Genomic DNA, 15054 nt, shown 5'->3' with positions numbered 1-15054 from the left:
TAAATCATTGGCGTTAGACTATTTTTAATAACCCAAACAGTTAATACATCCAAGTAATAGATTAAGAGTAACCATCAAATATGAAGCAGTTATTTTGGTTAGTAGATGGAGTCATTGCTGGTCGCAGCGGCCCAAATAAAGATGAATGGAATTTAGCTGAACTTAAAGCATCAGGGATTGGAGCAATCTTGTCGCTCAATAACGGCGAAGGTGTCGATAAAGCAGAGTTAGAGAACTTAGGCCTTCGCTATTTATGCACCCCTTTTTCTAGAAACATACCGCCGCAAGAGGGCGATGTTGCTATTTGTACTGAGCAAGCACCTAAAGCGCTGGCGTTCATTCGTCAATGTGAAGCCGATAACCTTGCTGTGTTGATCCATTGCCGCTCAGGTAAAGACAGAACCGGTATTATGATGGCGTATTACTTGATGGATAACGGCGCAGCGCCAGTACATGCCGTCAGCCAAGTTCGCAGTGTTCGTGATATCGCTTTTAGTTCAGAAGGCTGGGATCAACTGGTCTTTGACGTGCTGTACGCATTGCAAGATTAATAAACTGGTCGTATGTTATTAAACTAGTTGGTGATATTAGCTTATTAGACTAGTTTAAAAGATAAGTTTTAGAATAGCTTAATCGCTACAAAGCGAAATAAATTTCAGGAAAGGGAACCTTGATGCTTAAAAATAAATACATATTACTATTTTGCTATGTGTTTGCTTTTATCGTATCGGGGTGTGCCTCTAAGGTAGAATTTGAGCCTCTTGAAAAGCAATATAAGCTTACCCCAGCAACAGATACTCCTCTCGCAAATTATATTGAATCGCAACAAAAACCGCACTTAACAGGCATCAAAGCCTTACCTGACGGCATAGATGCCTTTATCGCAAGACTTGCAATGATTGAAGGTGCTCGTGAGAGTGTTGATTTGCAATATTACATCTATCGCAACGATGAAACCGGTAAAATCTTAACCATGTTTTTGTATAACGCAGCAGAGCGCGGCGTAAGAGTGCGGGTTTTACTCGATGATATGACAACGGCGAACAAAGATGATGGCTTAATGGCCATTGCTAATCATCCTAATATTTCTATCCGTTTATTTAATCCATCTTATGAGCGCACCTACCGTGGTTTGGCTTTTATTACTGATTTTGGTCGCATGAACCATCGAATGCATAACAAGTCATTGACCATCGACAATTTAATTACCGTTGTTGGAGGCAGAAACATTGGTGATGAATATTTCTCTGCGAATAAAAATGTCGAATTTGGTGACCTTGATGTACTTGCTATAGGAACCGCTGTTGAAGAGGTATCGACTCAATTTGATACCTATTGGAATTCTGAGCAAGTAAACAGTATTCAGCAGTTGGCTGGTAATAATCAGCTAAACGTTGACCTAGAAGAATTAAAAGCCGAAGTTGCAGAATTCGAAGCAACCCTAAGTGAAGATGAATACGTAAAACGCCTTGAAGCTAGCACATTGCTTGAGCGGTTAAAAAATCAAAGCTTAGCATGGTATTGGGGCGAAGCTCAGGTGGTATATGACCCGCCGAACAAACTTGAAAAAAATGCTAATTCTAAAATACTGCTTGATGATTTAAGTTATTTCTTTGAACAAACTGAGCAGAAGTTATTAATCGTGTCGCCATATTTTGTCCCAGGTGATGATGCAACTAATGGCTTTATTAATGCTGTGAAAGAAGGCAAAAAAGTTACCATTGTGACCAATAGTCTTGCTGCAACAGATGTATTGGCGGTTCATGCTGGTTATCAACAGTACCGCCAAAAACTAGTTGAGGGCGGGGTTAAAATCTATGAGGTCAGAGGTGACCCATCCGAGAAAAAATCAAGCTGGAAGGGAAGTAGTAAAACCAGTTTACATGCCAAAACCTTTGTTATTGATGATACTACCGTGTTTGTTGGTTCATTTAATTTCGATCCCCGCTCAGCGCTAATTAACACTGAAATGGGGTTAATTATTGATAATCAGCAATTTGCTAAAGATATGGTAAACGGTATTGCCGAAACAGCAGACAGTAAAGCGTATGAGCTTGCTATGAAAGATGGCGATTTAGTCTGGCTAGATAATCTAAATAACAAGGTGATTTACGCTGAACCCGGTGCAGGTTTTTGGCGAAAGTTTATGGCCGACTTTCTAGCGTTATTGCCAATAGAGTCACAACTTTAAGCTTGATAAATGGTTTACCTCCTTTGCTATTTGCTATGTCATAAGGCCTGTGATTAACTCAGTTTAATATTAATTATCGGTGAGTTTATGAAGAGTAAAGCGAGTCAATCTCAAGGGTTGTTACTTTTTCACCTCTCTCATGTTCAGCAGTTTGCCTTAGGCACGCTGAAAATTCGCGAAATTGTCCCGTTTTCTTCGTTATCTAAAATTCCTCAGTCCCATCCTTCTATTCTTGGTGCTGCCACAATGCGTGGAAATACCATTGCTGTTATCGATATGGCAGCAGCTATTGGTTTTAAGGCCATTGAACCCAGCGAACAAAAAGATTGTTACATCATTATTACCGACTGCCAACGTATGGTGATTGGTTTTTTAGTGCGTGCGATTGATAAAATTATTGAATGTAACTGGCGCGACATTGAAGCTCCTGCCTCAAATTTAGGTCACAATGTATTTTTAACAGGGGTGACTCGACTCGACAATAAGCTAGTGCAGTTGCTGGATGTTGAGTTACTGATGGCAAAAATATTTCCATTAGATCCAGCTGCAAATCGAGCCATTTTAACTGATGTGCAGCGTGAGCAATTAAAGCCAATGCGGATTTTATTGGTTGATGACTCAAAAGTTGCCCGTAAGCAGTTATCTGATGCGTTAGACTCGATAAATATTCCCTACGATGTCACTGCCGACGGTCATGATGCTCTGCAAATCATGCGCGATGCCGCCGAGCAAAAAAAGCCAATTAATATTTTAGTGAGTGATATCGAAATGCCAGGGCTAGATGGCTATGAGTTGGCGTTTGAAGTGAAAAATAATCCAGACTTAGCCAATGCTTATATTATTTTGCATACATCGCTTTCTAGCGAAATCAGTGTGAGCCAAGCAAAGCAAGTTGGCGCAGATGAAGCATTAACTAAATTTGATGCCCACGAATTGATTGATGCCATGCTCCGTGGTGCAAAATAGCCAGATGAGTAGCTTCTATTTCAATGTATGAGCTAAAGATTGGTTCTGCGCTGAATTTGATGCCCACGAGTATGCCTCTTGGTACAAAATAACCAGATTATTAGCTTCTATTTCAATTTATGAGCGAAAGATTGTTTTGCGCTGAATTTGATGCCCATGAGTATGCCTCTTGGTGCAAAATAACCAGATTATTAGCTTCTATTTCAATGTATGAGCTAAAGATTGGTTCTGCACTATAATTGGCCACATGTTGGCTAAATGTGGTTTGTTTGGGAATAGTGAGTAATATTAGTGCATCATTTTGGACTCAGACTAGACTTTAGCCATTTCATCCGATATATACCTATCAGAGCTTATTAAAAGCCGCACAAATATTAGAGCTTATTAAAAGCCATAAATATAATAATCATAGGTCAAGCAATGAATCAAAATCAATCACTGTTAGCGCGGGTCGCTAGCGGTAGCTTAGTGCTACAAATTCTCGTCGGTATAATTCTCGGTGTCATTCTCGCCACAGTGTCAACTCCAGCTGCTACTCAAGTGTCATTTTTAGGTAGTTTGTTTGTTGAAGCACTGAAAGCAGTAGCACCAATCTTAGTTTTCGTCCTTGTGGCATCATCGATTGCCAATCAAAAGAAAAACACCCAAACCAATATGCGACCAATCATTGGTTTGTATTTGGTGGGCACCTTAGCTGCTGCACTAACCGCAGTGGCATTTAGCTTTGCTTTCCCAACAACCTTATTACTCGCTGGTGGTGTTGAAGGCTCTAACCCGCCACAAGGTATCGCAGAAGTTTTAAATACTTTGCTATTTAAAATTGTAGATAACCCAGTGAATGCCTTATTAACAGGTAACTACATTGGTATCTTAGCTTGGGCTGTGGGTCTGGGGATCACTTTACACCATGCTAGCGAATCAACTAAAAAAATCGTATCTGACTTAAGCGATGGCGTAACTAAAATCGTACGCTTCGTTATTCGTTTTGCTCCTATTGGTATCTTCGGTTTAGTTTCCGGCACCATTGCTGCGACAGGTTTTGATGCATTAGCAGGTTACGCGCAGTTGCTAGGTGTGTTGGTTGGGGCAATGCTATTTATTGCATTAGTGGTTAACCCAATCATTGTGTACTTGAAAATTAGACGTAATCCGTATCCATTAGTACTTAAGTGTTTACGTGAAAGTGGTGTTACGGCGTTCTTCACTCGTTCAAGTGCGGCTAACATCCCAGTTAACATGGCCTTATGTGAAGAGTTAAAACTTCATAAAGACACTTATTCAGTATCAATTCCGTTGGGTGCAACCATTAACATGGGCGGCGCTGCAATCACGATTACAGTACTGACCTTAGCGGCTGCGAATACTTTAGGTATTCAAGTAGACTTCCTAACTGCTGTGTTATTGAGTGTAGTAGCGGCTGTTTCTGCTTGTGGCGCTTCAGGTGTTGCAGGTGGTTCATTACTGCTTATCCCATTAGCGTGTGGTCTATTCGGTATTTCTAACGACGTCGCTATGCAAGTGGTAGCAGTAGGCTTCATTATTGGTGTGGTTCAAGACTCTGCTGAAACTGCGCTTAATAGTTCTACTGACGTGGTATTCACTGCTGCGGCATGTGAAGCTTCTGAAGCGAAAGAAAACAGCTAAAGCTTATTGTAAGCATTAAAAAAACCGCTCATATGAGCGGTTTTTTTGTTTGGAGCTTAAAACCTTTTTACAGGTTAGTTAGCACTTCAAAATAATATCTTTAGTCGCTGAAAGGGTGCTTACTGAAAAAGGTACGCTGCTTTTGAGTATACGGGTGAGTAATTGTTAGCATTTGTGCATGTAGACTCAGTCTATCTCGTAATGCGATGGTATTCTCATCAGCGTAAAAAGCATCACCAAGGATCACATGGTTTAAGGCAAGCATATGAACGCGAAGTTGATGAGTTCGGCCAGTTTCCGGCATTAGTTTAACCAGTGTATGTTCTGGGTGTCTTTCAATCACTTCATAATGAGTGATTGCCGTTTTACCTTGGGCTGAAACAACCTGAAAAGGTGGGTTCGTTTTGTCGGCTGCCAGTGACAAATCAACGGTGCCAGTGTCACTTTCAACTTGCCCTTTAACTTCTGCGATATAAACCTTCTTGGTTTTACGATCTTGAAATTGGGTTTTTAAGTGAGACTCAGCTTTTTTATTGCGGGCAAATACCATAATACCTGAAGTATCACAGTCTAAACGATGCACTAAGATGGCTTCAGGAAACAGCTTCTGAACACGAGTGATTGCACAATCGTGTGTTGCAGGTGCTTTACCTGGGTTCGCTAGCAGTCCCGCAGGCTTATTAATAACAATGATATCTCGGTCTTTATAGCGGATATCGAGCCAAGGAATACTAGGTGGTTGGTAATCAAAAATTTGCATGAAGTCGCATCGGTTTACAAAAATAGTGGGGTATTTTAGCAAAGTTTTGGCTGCGAGTATTGATTAACACGCAGCAATTAGATTTTAAGTAGAATGTGGAGTGATAAATGACAGTTAAGGCAAGTACTGCTCAGGGGTTTTTCTGCTGTAAATACGACTGTAGGCCATTAACTGTGGGTAAAAGGTTCTAAAAGCAATTTCGATATCAACGTAAAGTTTATCGACATCAGCAATGGCTGTTTTGAATAAGTCCGGCTTCGAAATACGACGGCTAACCCCTTCAATAGCTTTATTCATCCCTTGTTTGGTCTGATAAGCTGAAAGCCAGTCTTGTTCAATGATGTTTGGCGCTATTTGTTGTAGCTTTTCTGGCAAGTCTGATGTTGTCTCGAGGCTGTGATAGGCTTTTTTAGTAAAATCAGCTAATGACTCTTGATGATATTCATCCCAGTAATAGGCTAAGTAATGATCAAAAGCTAAATCAACCAGTATGGGAGCGACTCTTCGAGAAGATTTTGGAAACTGCTTAATTAAGTCCACAATTATTTCATGGCTATCGGTAATTTGGTCTATCTGCCTATGTAGCCAAATGCCTTGCTGTAAAGCCTTAGGGAAGTGTTTTATATCGCCTTTTGCAAAGTCACCAGCAAGATTTGCTGCCAAATGAGTATTACTGATATCGGCTAAATGTAGGTGAGCAAGAAAGTTCATATTTTGTACTTTTAATTTTTGAGTTTTTCAGTATGATGCTTAACCACGCATAGAAAAGCTAAACGCCACTGACGAGTTTTTTAAGTCTAGTTTCAATCATATAGATTTCTAGTCAAATGTCATTGGTATTATTTTCAAGGATGTTGCGTCATATTATAAAAATCGGTTTAAGGATCATGGATGATGAAAAACTGGATCATGTCAGTGTTAGGGCAACAGCCAAGTCGCAAGCGCACCAAGATCGATGTCGACCTTCGCTTTGAAAAGCAATCTTTTAGGCCTGAATCTAACTCCTTGGCTGAAGATACTCAATCTTCAAAATCTGCTGCTGAATTAGAAAGCAGCATTAATCAATTTGAATCGCCAAATTCAAAATAATCTCAACGAATAACACATCAGCCTGAATAATGATTGTAATTATTAACTTAAATTAAAAATCTCTTATTCTATTTGGGTTGGGTTGGGTTTTATCTTGAACCAAGTAAGCTTTTGACTATTACTTGCATCTAAATAGCACAATATTTAGTACCCTAAACTTGATATTAGCGGTCGGTAGCCCTAGACTAGCGGCCGTTTTTATTGTCTTTAAAAGAGTATTGATATGCGCGTTGCTGACTTTTCTTTTGATTTACCTGATGAACTTATTGCTCGCTACCCAATGGCAGAGCGAAATGCATCAAGATTATTGACCCTTGATGGCAATAGCGGCGAATTAGCTGATCAGCAATTTACCGACGTGCTATCTAAAGTAAATTGCGGCGATTTAATGGTGTTCAATAACACCCGTGTTATTCCTGCTCGTTTATTTGGTCAAAAAGCCTCTGGCGGTAAACTCGAAATTCTTGTTGAAAGAATGCTCGACGATAAACGAATTCTAGCCCATGTGCGCTGCTCTAAGTCGCCTAAAGTAGATTCAATTGTGATTCTAGATGGCGGTTATGAAATGACAATGCTAAAGCGTCATGACGCCTTATTTGAGCTTGAGCTTAATTCTGACAAAACGATTTTAGAGGTTTTGGAAGAAGTCGGTCATATGCCACTTCCGCCGTATATTGATCGCCCTGACGAAGATACCGATAAAGAGCGCTATCAAACGGTTTACAATCAAACACCAGGCGCAGTGGCTGCGCCTACTGCAGGATTGCATTTTGATGATGCAATGTTGGCAGCGTTGAAAGAGAAGGGCGTTAAGGTTGCTTTTGTGACCTTACATGTCGGAGCGGGTACTTTCCAACCTGTACGTGTTGAAACTATCGATGAGCATGTGATGCACTCTGAGTGGGCCGAAGTGTCTCAAGAGGTTGTCGATTTAATCGCTGAAACTAAAGCTGCGGGTAATAGAGTTATAGCCGTAGGTACCACCTCGGTGCGTTCACTTGAAAGTGCAGCAAAAGCTAGCGGTGATAATCCACTTGCCGAGTTTAAAGGCGACACTGATATCTTCATTTTCCCTGGTTACGAGTTCAAAGTAATTGATGCAATGGTGACTAATTTCCATTTACCGGAATCGACTTTGATTATGTTAATTAGTGCATTTTCGGGTTTTGATAATGTGATGAAGGCCTATCAGCATGCGATTGAACAAAAATACCGCTTTTTTAGCTATGGCGATGCCATGTTTTTAACGAAAAAAGCCCCGTAACGATTGATTTTGATCTAAAATACCCGCCCACAGAGGTGGGTATTTTTTTGGGTGAATTTTAACTTCAGCCTTGAAGTTATAACTTATGCCCTCATGTCTTATGCAACAACAACGAGTCAGACTGTTTATCTGGCAAGGTGATTTATGAATTTTGAACTTGATACTACAGACGGACGCGCACGTCGCGGTCGTTTAGTTTTTGAACGCGGCACGGTTGAAACACCAGCTTTTATGCCTGTAGGAACCTACGGTACCGTTAAAGGCATGACGCCAGAAGAAGTTCGCGCAACAGGCGCTGATATTCTTTTAGGTAACACATTCCATTTATGGCTTCGTCCAGGTGAAGAAATCATGCGTAAGCATGGTGATTTACATGACTTTATGAACTGGCAGCGTCCGATTTTAACCGATTCAGGTGGATTCCAAGTATTCAGCTTGGGTGATATCCGTAAAATCACCGAAGAAGGTGTGCATTTCCGTTCACCAATCAATGGCGAAAAGATTTTCTTAGACCCTGAAAAGTCGATGCAAATTCAAAACTCACTTGGCAGTGATGTGGTGATGATTTTTGACGAATGTACTCCGTATCCAGCAACTCATGATGAAGCGCGTAAATCAATGCAGATGTCACTGCGTTGGGCTCAGCGTTCACGTGATGAGTTTAATCGCCTAGAAAATCCAAATTCTTTATTTGGTATTGTTCAAGGTGGTGTATACGAAGACTTACGTGATGAAAGCGTTAAAGGCTTAACTGAAATCGGTTTTGATGGTTACGCGGTAGGTGGCTTAGCCGTTGGCGAGCCTAAAGAAGATATGCACCGCATTTTAGAACATGTGTGTCCACAACTGCCTGAAGAAAAACCTCGCTACTTAATGGGCGTAGGTAAACCTGAAGACTTAGTTGAAGGCGTTCGCCGTGGTGTCGACATGTTTGATTGTGTTATGCCAACACGTAATGCCCGTAATGGTCACTTATTTACCCCAGAAGGTGTGATTAAAATTCGTAATGCTCGTCATCGCGATGATACAGCGCCATTAGATGCAAGCTGTGATTGTTACACCTGTAAGAACTATTCACGCGCTTATTTATACCACTTAGATCGCTGTAATGAGATCTTAGGTGCGCGTTTAAACACCATTCACAACCTACGTTACTATCAAATTTTGATGGAAGGTTTGCGTGGTGCAATCCAGACGGGTACATTAGACGCCTTCGTTACGGACTTTTATACCAAGTTGGGTCGTGAAGTCCCTCCTGTACCAGAGTTACAAGACTGATTTTTAATCTAGAAAACAAGAAGAGAGTAATATGTTAATTTCAAATGCATACGCAAACGCAGCTGGCGCACCACAAGGTGGCGGCACGATGGAACTGATTTTCATGCTAGTAGTTTTTGGCTTGATCTTCTACTTTATGATTTTCCGTCCACAGTCAAAGCGCGTTAAAGAGCACAAAAACCTAATGTCAGCTTTGAGCAAAGGTGATGAAGTGCTAACAAGCGGTGGCATTTTAGGCAAGATTGCTAAAATCAGTGACGACAGTGATTACCTTTTATTGAGCATCAATGAAACAAGTCAAATCACTATTAAAAAGGACTATGTTGCAGCGGTATTGCCTAAAGGCTCTATCCAGTCGTTGTAAGCCAAGAGGGCTCAGGTGTGTTAAATAAATACCCAATGTGGAAAAACATCATGGTGCTGCTTGTCATCACCATTGGTGCTTTCTATGCAATTCCAAACCTTTTTGGTGAGGATCATGCAGTACAAGTCGTGGCGACTCGTGGCGCTGAAGTAACAACTTCAACTCTAACGTCAGTAAATGGAATACTTGAAAGCAAAGGCATTGCGGTAAAACGCGCTGAGCTCGAAGATGGTCAATTAATTGTCCGTGTTCAAGATGCAGAGCAGCAATTATTAGCTAGAGAAGCTATTGCTGAAAGCCTAGGCGATAAATATACCGTTGCATTAAACTTAGCGCCAGCAACCCCAGAATGGCTTGAAGCCATGGGCGGTTCGCCAATGAAGCTAGGTCTTGATTTACGTGGCGGTGTTCACTTCTTAATGGAAGTGGATATGGGCGAAGCCATTCGTAAAATGGAAGAAGCCAAAATTGCCGACTTTAGAAGCCAATTACGTGAAGAAAAAATCCGTTATGCAGGTGTTCGTAAAACTGCTAAAGGATTAGAAATCAAATTCCGTGATGCTGATAATCTTGCCAAAGCTGAGCGTTACTTAAAATCACTCAGTAATGAAATGGTATTCACTGACGGTAGCGTCGGTGAAAACTATGCACTGTATGCGTCAATGAGTGAAGACTACCTTAGACAAATTAAGGAAGAAGCACTACAGCAAAATATCACGACTATCCGTAACCGTGTAAACGAGTTAGGTGTCGCTGAGCCTGTAGTACAACGTCAAGGTTCTCAACGTATTATCGTTCAACTTCCTGGTGTTCAAGATACTGCTCGTGCTAAAGAAATCCTTGGCGCGACAGCTTCTATCGAATTCCGCATGGTAGACGATAAAGTTGACCAAGCAGCTGCAGCCAATGGCCGCGTACCTGCAAGTTCAGAAGTCTTTCCTCGTCGCTCAGGCGGTATTGCTGTACTGAAAAAAGAAGTGATGCTAACAGGTGATCATATCACTGGTGCTCAACCTTCTTTTGATGAATACAGTCGTCCACAAGTATCGATTAACCTTGATGCTAAAGGCGGTAATATTTTCTCGAACGTGACTAAAGACAACATTGGTAATCCAATGGCGACTTTATTCATTGAGTACAAAGACAGCGGACAACGTAACCCTGATGGCACAGTGAAAATGACTAAGATTGAAGAAGTCATTTCTGTCGCTACCATTCAGGCGCGTCTTGGTCGTAACTTCGTGATTAATGGTCTTGACCATGCTGAAGCGCAAAGCCTTGCACTATTACTTCGTGCAGGTGCATTGATTGCGCCAGTGACTATCGTTGAAGAACGTACAATTGGTCCAAGCCTAGGTAAAGAAAACATCGAAAATGGTAAATTAGCGATGATTTGGGGCATGATTGTTGTGCTTATTTTCATGCTGATTTATTACCGTGCCTTTGGTGTGATTGCTAACCTTGCACTAACTGCTAACTTAGTGATGGTTGTAGGTGTTATGTCAATGATCCCGGGTGCAGTTTTAACTCTTCCTGGTATTGCTGGTATGGTTCTGACTGTCGGTATGGCAGTAGATGGTAACGTACTCATTTTTGAGCGTATTCGTGAAGAGTTACTGGCTGGCCGTAGTGTTCAGCAAGCAATTCATGAAGGTTATGCTAACGCATTCTCAACCATTGCTGATGCGAACATTACTACGTTCATGACTGCATTGATTCTATTTGCTGTAGGTACTGGTGCCGTTAAAGGCTTCGCAGTAACTCTGATGATAGGTATCGCAACGTCAATGTTTACTTCTATTGTAGGAACACGTGTTATCGTGAATCTTATGTGGGGTGGTAAACGCGTTAAGAAACTGTCTATCTAAGGAGACGTTGACCATGTTACAAATATTTTCAGTAAAGAAATCAATCAACTTCTTAAAGCATGCAATGCCAATCAGTATCTTATCAATGGTACTGGTTATCGCATCATTAGCATCATTAGGAATTAAAGGTATTAACTGGGGACTTGATTTCACTGGTGGTACTGTTGTTGAACTTGAGTTTTCAAAGCCTGTCGATTTGATTGAGCTGCGCGGCCAACTTAACACAGAAGAATCCGATGGTGCAGTGGTTCAAAACTTTGGTTCTAGCCGAGATGTGCTAATTCGCCTTCCGGTACTTGAAGATCTTAAAAGTGATGACCAAGTTAATGCTGTCATGAAAGGCGCTCAATCTATAGATTCGAGCGTGATTCAAAAGCGTGTTGAGTTTGTTGGCCCACAAGTGGGTAAAGAGTTAGCCGAACAAGGTGGTTTAGCGGTTATTGTTGCGTTAATTTGTATTCTTATTTACGTTTCATTCCGTTTCGAATGGCGCCTTGCAATGGGCTCTGTTGCCGCTCTAGCGCATGACGTTATCGTAACCTTGGGTGTATTCTCAATCTTACAACTTGAGTTCGATTTGACGGTATTAGCGGGTTTGCTCACCGTTGTGGGGTATTCATTGAACGATACGATTGTTGTATATGACCGTGTTCGTGAAAACTTCCTTAAGATGCGTAAAGGTGGCCCTGTTGAAGTCGTCAATAAGTCGATTACTCAAACAATGAGCCGTACCATTATTACAACGGGGACAACCCTTGTAGTAGTGATTGCATTGTTCCTCAAAGGTGGCACCATGATCCACGGTTTCGCAACAGCATTGCTTTGCGGTATCTTCGTGGGTACATACTCATCTATTTACGTAGCAAGCTTCCTAGCGGTTAAACTAGGTATCTGTCGTGAACATATGATGCCAGTTGAGATTGAAAAAGAAGGCGCTGACCAAGACGCAGTTATGCCTTAGTCATTGCTATGTTTAATACAATAATGTGTTAAATAACTCAGCTTTATGAAAAAAATCAAAAAAAGCCACTCAATAGAGTGGCTTTTTTATATGTCCCAAATCTCTAAATAAAAGCATCTGCAAATTTGACTATCTGGAAATGAAATATTCGGTGTATTAACTGTTTTGAGATAACAAGTGTTGATGAACCAAAGGGGAGATAACTGCAATGAACTGGCTATTGGCAGGGTGAGAGACATCGAGTTTTACCCAACCGTCCGTTGAGAGTTGTTCTAAGCTGGTTAGTTGGGTATTGGTCACCAATTGAGCATGCCATGAACCTTGGGCTCTAATAATGCCATACTCTGTATGTAGTCGACTTATTGCAAAGGGGATCATAATTGGCTTATTTCTAATTGGTATTGAGCTTGGCCTTTTTCACCAGAGGTAAATGTGCCATGACCTTGAATATCAACTAACTCACCTTGGCCTGAATTTGGCACTATCATAAAACGGCTACTCGCCACGCCATTTTCGAACTTACCATCATGTTGTAATACGAAGCTGCCAGACTTACCGTTGATACTGACTTCTACGTTCTCATAACCGCAAAATACCGCCATTCCGTCGGCGGTATAACACATAATATATTTGGGCTGACTCACGCCTTCTAGATCGCCGGAATACATTTGTGTAATACTGGCAGACGTCTGTTTCGCGCCATCAGGGTGCTGGATATCGGTGGTTTCATCCCAGCTGGTGATTTGAAAAATGCCTGATATTTGAAGGTTCATATTGTTCTCCTCTTAGAACTAACATGAGCATATATTGAGTATAAAGTTTAATCAATGCTCGACAGCAAGAACCATTTCCAAGTAGGATAATTAAAAATTTGCCAGCAGAGCAATAGCAGTAGGAATAATAATGGAAGATAGAAAAGTATTATTAACCGGTGGAAACTTACTTCAAGCACACACTTGGAAAGGGTTATTGGAAACCAATGGCATTACTGTCGAGCTAACAGGTGAAGCACTTGTTGGTGGCGTGGGTGAACTCCCTGCGGAAATGCAAACTGTTGATTTATGGGTTAACCAAAATCAATTAGAAAAAGCGCAAACTATTCTTGAATCCCACGATATGGATCGCCCTGAGTGGCAATGTTTACATTGTCATGAAATGAACGACGGCAGTTTTGAGTTATGTTGGCAATGTAGCTCTCCTCAAAGCACCCCACACAATTAAAAATATTATTTAGGGCCTGTTGATTTTTCAAGGTTGTTTTTGCAGCGAATTGTTGGCCATTTATATAAGGTAGAGACTTTGTGGTGTAGTTATTCTACATAAAAAGTTGATAACGCAATAAAAATGGCCAACAAACGCTGCCCAATGGGTTCGACTAAAAGTGTTTTACTCTTTGTTGGATGAATTTTGCTTAGATGACTAGGCATCAATCCATCCGCCTCAATTAAAACGCTTTTATTTCGAACAAAATTTAACCGGCAAAGATCAACAGGCCCTAGTTGGATCATAATAAATGATTATCTTTGATAGCCAAATTGACTAGGACAATCCTTTGTTAAATTGGTTATAGTCAGCCTATGTTGATATTTCGAGACGAATAAATGCAATACTTTCCATTGTTTGTGGATACAAAAAATCTAAATGTATTAATTGTTGGCGCGGGTGAGGTAGCAACCAGAAAGTTAGATTTATTGTCTCGTACAGAAGCCGAAATAGATGTTATCGCTCCAAATATCGCAGATGAGATTAGCGTTTATGAAAAAAAGGCCGAATCAAATTACATCGCCGTGAAGTACAGTCTGATGATATTGCTGATTATGATGTGATTTACATGGCCACAGCTAATGAACAGCTGAATATGGATTATGCTGTAATCGCCAGTCAAAAAGGCATTTGGGTTAATGTAGTAGATAACCCAAGTTTCTGTAGATTCATTACCCCATCAATTGTGGACAGAGGCAGATTAGTGGTTGCCATAAGCACGGCTGGCGCTGCACCTGTATTTGCTCGTACTATTCGTTCACGCCTCGAAACTTTGCTGCCGCAATCCTTAAGCCCCTTATTTGATTTCGTCGCTTCTAAGCGCATAGAAGTACAACAAAAAATAACATCAGGTAAAGAGCGCAGATTATTCTGGGAACGTTTCTTTAATTTGAACAGCGATCGCTTTGATGGCGTGACAGAAAGCCATTATCAAGATGCTTTTGGTAGTTATGGCGCAGAAGGTGAAATTTTACTCTTCAATGAAAATGATAATGCGGCAATGCTGCCAATTGCTGCGATGCCATTACTGCAAAAAATAGATACTTTTTATTCCGATAATGCAGAAAGTCATCTTATGGAAATAGATAATAAATCTGTTACCGATATTAATGAGCTTGTTCGGCGTGATGCTAGCCGTGAGCCTATACCGTCGCTAAGCATCATTTCAACTAAATACCAGCACGGCGATAGAATGTTATTGGTAGTTAACCAAGAGAAGCTCAATAAACTAAAAGCACATTTCCCTATGGCTAAACATCTACAACCTGGCGCTTTATAACATTGATAAAGCGTTAATTTGGCAAACTTAAATGAGTTAATTAATCAAATAAACCTTGTTTATAGTTAGCTTCAGTTAAACCGAGTTTCATACTGACGTTAAACAGTATAAACTCGGTTTTTTTATT

15 protein-coding genes and 1 pseudogene are annotated in these 15054 nt (G+C 40.8%); 12 read left to right on the top strand and 4 right to left on the bottom strand.

From position 1 onward, the window contains the following. Positions 1 to 80: 80 nt before the first annotated feature. From AC0L4E_RS12420 to sstT, 4 genes are all read left to right on the top strand, one after another. Positions 81 to 551, top strand: a complete 471-nt coding sequence (locus AC0L4E_RS12420; protein WP_473679439.1) for a phosphatase domain-containing putative toxin — start codon at positions 81 to 83, stop codon at positions 549 to 551. Between the two features lie 122 nt (positions 552 to 673). Further along, positions 674 to 2191, top strand: coding sequence for a phospholipase D family protein (locus tag AC0L4E_RS12415; protein WP_473679438.1), 1518 nt, complete (start codon positions 674 to 676; stop codon positions 2189 to 2191). Between the two features lie 87 nt (positions 2192 to 2278). Beyond that, complete coding sequence (locus tag AC0L4E_RS12410) at positions 2279 to 3157, top strand: chemotaxis protein (protein WP_473679437.1); 879 nt, start codon at positions 2279 to 2281, stop codon at positions 3155 to 3157. A gap of 420 nt (positions 3158 to 3577) precedes the next feature. Beyond that, a complete protein-coding gene (gene sstT, locus AC0L4E_RS12405; RefSeq protein WP_473679436.1) occupies positions 3578 to 4801 on the top strand; it encodes a serine/threonine transporter SstT in 1224 nt (407 codons plus the stop codon). Positions 4802 to 4901: 100 nt separating this feature from the next. On the opposite strand, the gene AC0L4E_RS12400 is transcribed toward sstT, so the two are convergent. Then, positions 4902 to 5561 carry an RluA family pseudouridine synthase gene (locus AC0L4E_RS12400; RefSeq protein ID WP_473679435.1) on the bottom strand — a complete coding sequence of 220 codons (660 nt, stop codon included), beginning with the start codon at positions 5559 to 5561 and terminating at the stop codon, positions 4902 to 4904. A 114-nt stretch (positions 5562 to 5675) separates the two neighbouring features. Further along, complete coding sequence (locus tag AC0L4E_RS12395) at positions 5676 to 6272, bottom strand: acyl carrier protein phosphodiesterase (RefSeq protein ID WP_473679434.1); 597 nt, start codon at positions 6270 to 6272, stop codon at positions 5676 to 5678. Positions 6273 to 6452: 180 nt separating this feature from the next. On the opposite strand from AC0L4E_RS12395, the gene AC0L4E_RS12390 reads away from it, so the two are divergent. From AC0L4E_RS12390 to secF, 6 genes are all read left to right on the top strand, one after another. Then, a complete protein-coding gene (locus tag AC0L4E_RS12390; protein WP_473679432.1) occupies positions 6453 to 6650 on the top strand; it encodes a hypothetical protein in 198 nt (65 codons plus the stop codon). A 223-nt stretch (positions 6651 to 6873) separates the two neighbouring features. After that, positions 6874 to 7914 (top strand): tRNA preQ1(34) S-adenosylmethionine ribosyltransferase-isomerase QueA, encoded by a 1041-nt coding sequence (gene queA, locus AC0L4E_RS12385; protein ID WP_473679431.1) that lies wholly within the window; start codon positions 6874 to 6876, stop codon positions 7912 to 7914. Between the two features lie 144 nt (positions 7915 to 8058). Further along, positions 8059 to 9192: a tRNA guanosine(34) transglycosylase Tgt gene (tgt, locus tag AC0L4E_RS12380; RefSeq protein WP_220754786.1), complete on the top strand. Its 1134-nt coding sequence runs from the start codon at positions 8059 to 8061 to the stop codon at positions 9190 to 9192. A 31-nt stretch (positions 9193 to 9223) separates the two neighbouring features. After that, positions 9224 to 9556, top strand: a complete 333-nt coding sequence (gene yajC, locus AC0L4E_RS12375) for a preprotein translocase subunit YajC (protein ID WP_153913152.1) — start codon at positions 9224 to 9226, stop codon at positions 9554 to 9556. Positions 9557 to 9573: 17 nt separating this feature from the next. Next, positions 9574 to 11424, top strand: a complete 1851-nt coding sequence (gene secD / locus AC0L4E_RS12370; RefSeq protein WP_473679430.1) for a protein translocase subunit SecD — start codon at positions 9574 to 9576, stop codon at positions 11422 to 11424. Between the two features lie 13 nt (positions 11425 to 11437). After that, positions 11438 to 12385 carry a protein translocase subunit SecF gene (secF, locus tag AC0L4E_RS12365; protein WP_473679429.1) on the top strand — a complete coding sequence of 316 codons (948 nt, stop codon included), beginning with the start codon at positions 11438 to 11440 and terminating at the stop codon, positions 12383 to 12385. A gap of 156 nt (positions 12386 to 12541) precedes the next feature. On the opposite strand, the gene AC0L4E_RS12360 is transcribed toward secF, so the two are convergent. Both AC0L4E_RS12360 and AC0L4E_RS12355 read right to left on the bottom strand, forming a co-directional pair. Further along, entirely contained in the window at positions 12542 to 12763 is a 222-nt protein-coding gene (locus AC0L4E_RS12360; RefSeq protein ID WP_473679428.1) for a hypothetical protein, read from the bottom strand. Next, positions 12760 to 13158 carry a DUF3224 domain-containing protein gene (locus tag AC0L4E_RS12355; RefSeq protein WP_473679427.1) on the bottom strand — a complete coding sequence of 133 codons (399 nt, stop codon included), beginning with the start codon at positions 13156 to 13158 and terminating at the stop codon, positions 12760 to 12762. The genes AC0L4E_RS12360 and AC0L4E_RS12355 overlap by 4 nt, the downstream gene beginning before the upstream one ends. 130 nt (positions 13159 to 13288) lie before the next feature. Between AC0L4E_RS12355 and AC0L4E_RS12350 the strand changes: the two genes are divergently transcribed. Together AC0L4E_RS12350 and AC0L4E_RS12345 are read left to right on the top strand one after the other, a co-directional pair. Continuing rightward, positions 13289 to 13606 (top strand): putative signal transducing protein, encoded by a 318-nt coding sequence (locus AC0L4E_RS12350; RefSeq protein ID WP_220754780.1) that lies wholly within the window; start codon positions 13289 to 13291, stop codon positions 13604 to 13606. Positions 13607 to 13986: 380 nt separating this feature from the next. Next, a pseudogene (locus tag AC0L4E_RS12345) lies at positions 13987 to 14927 on the top strand (precorrin-2 dehydrogenase/sirohydrochlorin ferrochelatase family protein). The last annotated feature ends 127 nt before the right edge of the window (positions 14928 to 15054 follow it).

Source organism: Shewanella sp. GJ50-10, assembly GCF_055808815.1.
Note: the sequence above shows the minus strand (reverse complement) of the source record. Positions and strands in the feature narration are given on the sequence as shown.

What these genes read in the sequence shown, in the direction of transcription:
- AC0L4E_RS12415 (WP_473679438.1), top strand. Translation starts at nt 674, where the DNA reads ATGCTTAAAAATAAATACATATTACTATTTTGCTATGTGTTTGCTTTT.
- AC0L4E_RS12355 (WP_473679427.1), bottom strand. Translation starts at nt 13,158, where the DNA reads ATGAACCTTCAAATATCAGGCATTTTTCAAATCACCAGCTGGGATGAA.
- AC0L4E_RS12400 (WP_473679435.1), bottom strand. Translation starts at nt 5,561, where the DNA reads ATGCAAATTTTTGATTACCAACCACCTAGTATTCCTTGGCTCGATATC.
- sstT (WP_473679436.1), top strand. Translation starts at nt 3,578, where the DNA reads ATGAATCAAAATCAATCACTGTTAGCGCGGGTCGCTAGCGGTAGCTTA.
- secF (WP_473679429.1), top strand. Translation starts at nt 11,438, where the DNA reads ATGTTACAAATATTTTCAGTAAAGAAATCAATCAACTTCTTAAAGCAT.
- AC0L4E_RS12410 (WP_473679437.1), top strand. Translation starts at nt 2,279, where the DNA reads ATGAAGAGTAAAGCGAGTCAATCTCAAGGGTTGTTACTTTTTCACCTC.
- AC0L4E_RS12420 (WP_473679439.1), top strand. Translation starts at nt 81, where the DNA reads ATGAAGCAGTTATTTTGGTTAGTAGATGGAGTCATTGCTGGTCGCAGC.
- yajC (WP_153913152.1), top strand. Translation starts at nt 9,224, where the DNA reads ATGTTAATTTCAAATGCATACGCAAACGCAGCTGGCGCACCACAAGGT.
- AC0L4E_RS12350 (WP_220754780.1), top strand. Translation starts at nt 13,289, where the DNA reads ATGGAAGATAGAAAAGTATTATTAACCGGTGGAAACTTACTTCAAGCA.
- AC0L4E_RS12360 (WP_473679428.1), bottom strand. Translation starts at nt 12,763, where the DNA reads ATGATCCCCTTTGCAATAAGTCGACTACATACAGAGTATGGCATTATT.
- tgt (WP_220754786.1), top strand. Translation starts at nt 8,059, where the DNA reads ATGAATTTTGAACTTGATACTACAGACGGACGCGCACGTCGCGGTCGT.
- queA (WP_473679431.1), top strand. Translation starts at nt 6,874, where the DNA reads ATGCGCGTTGCTGACTTTTCTTTTGATTTACCTGATGAACTTATTGCT.
- AC0L4E_RS12395 (WP_473679434.1), bottom strand. Translation starts at nt 6,272, where the DNA reads ATGAACTTTCTTGCTCACCTACATTTAGCCGATATCAGTAATACTCAT.
- AC0L4E_RS12390 (WP_473679432.1), top strand. Translation starts at nt 6,453, where the DNA reads ATGATGAAAAACTGGATCATGTCAGTGTTAGGGCAACAGCCAAGTCGC.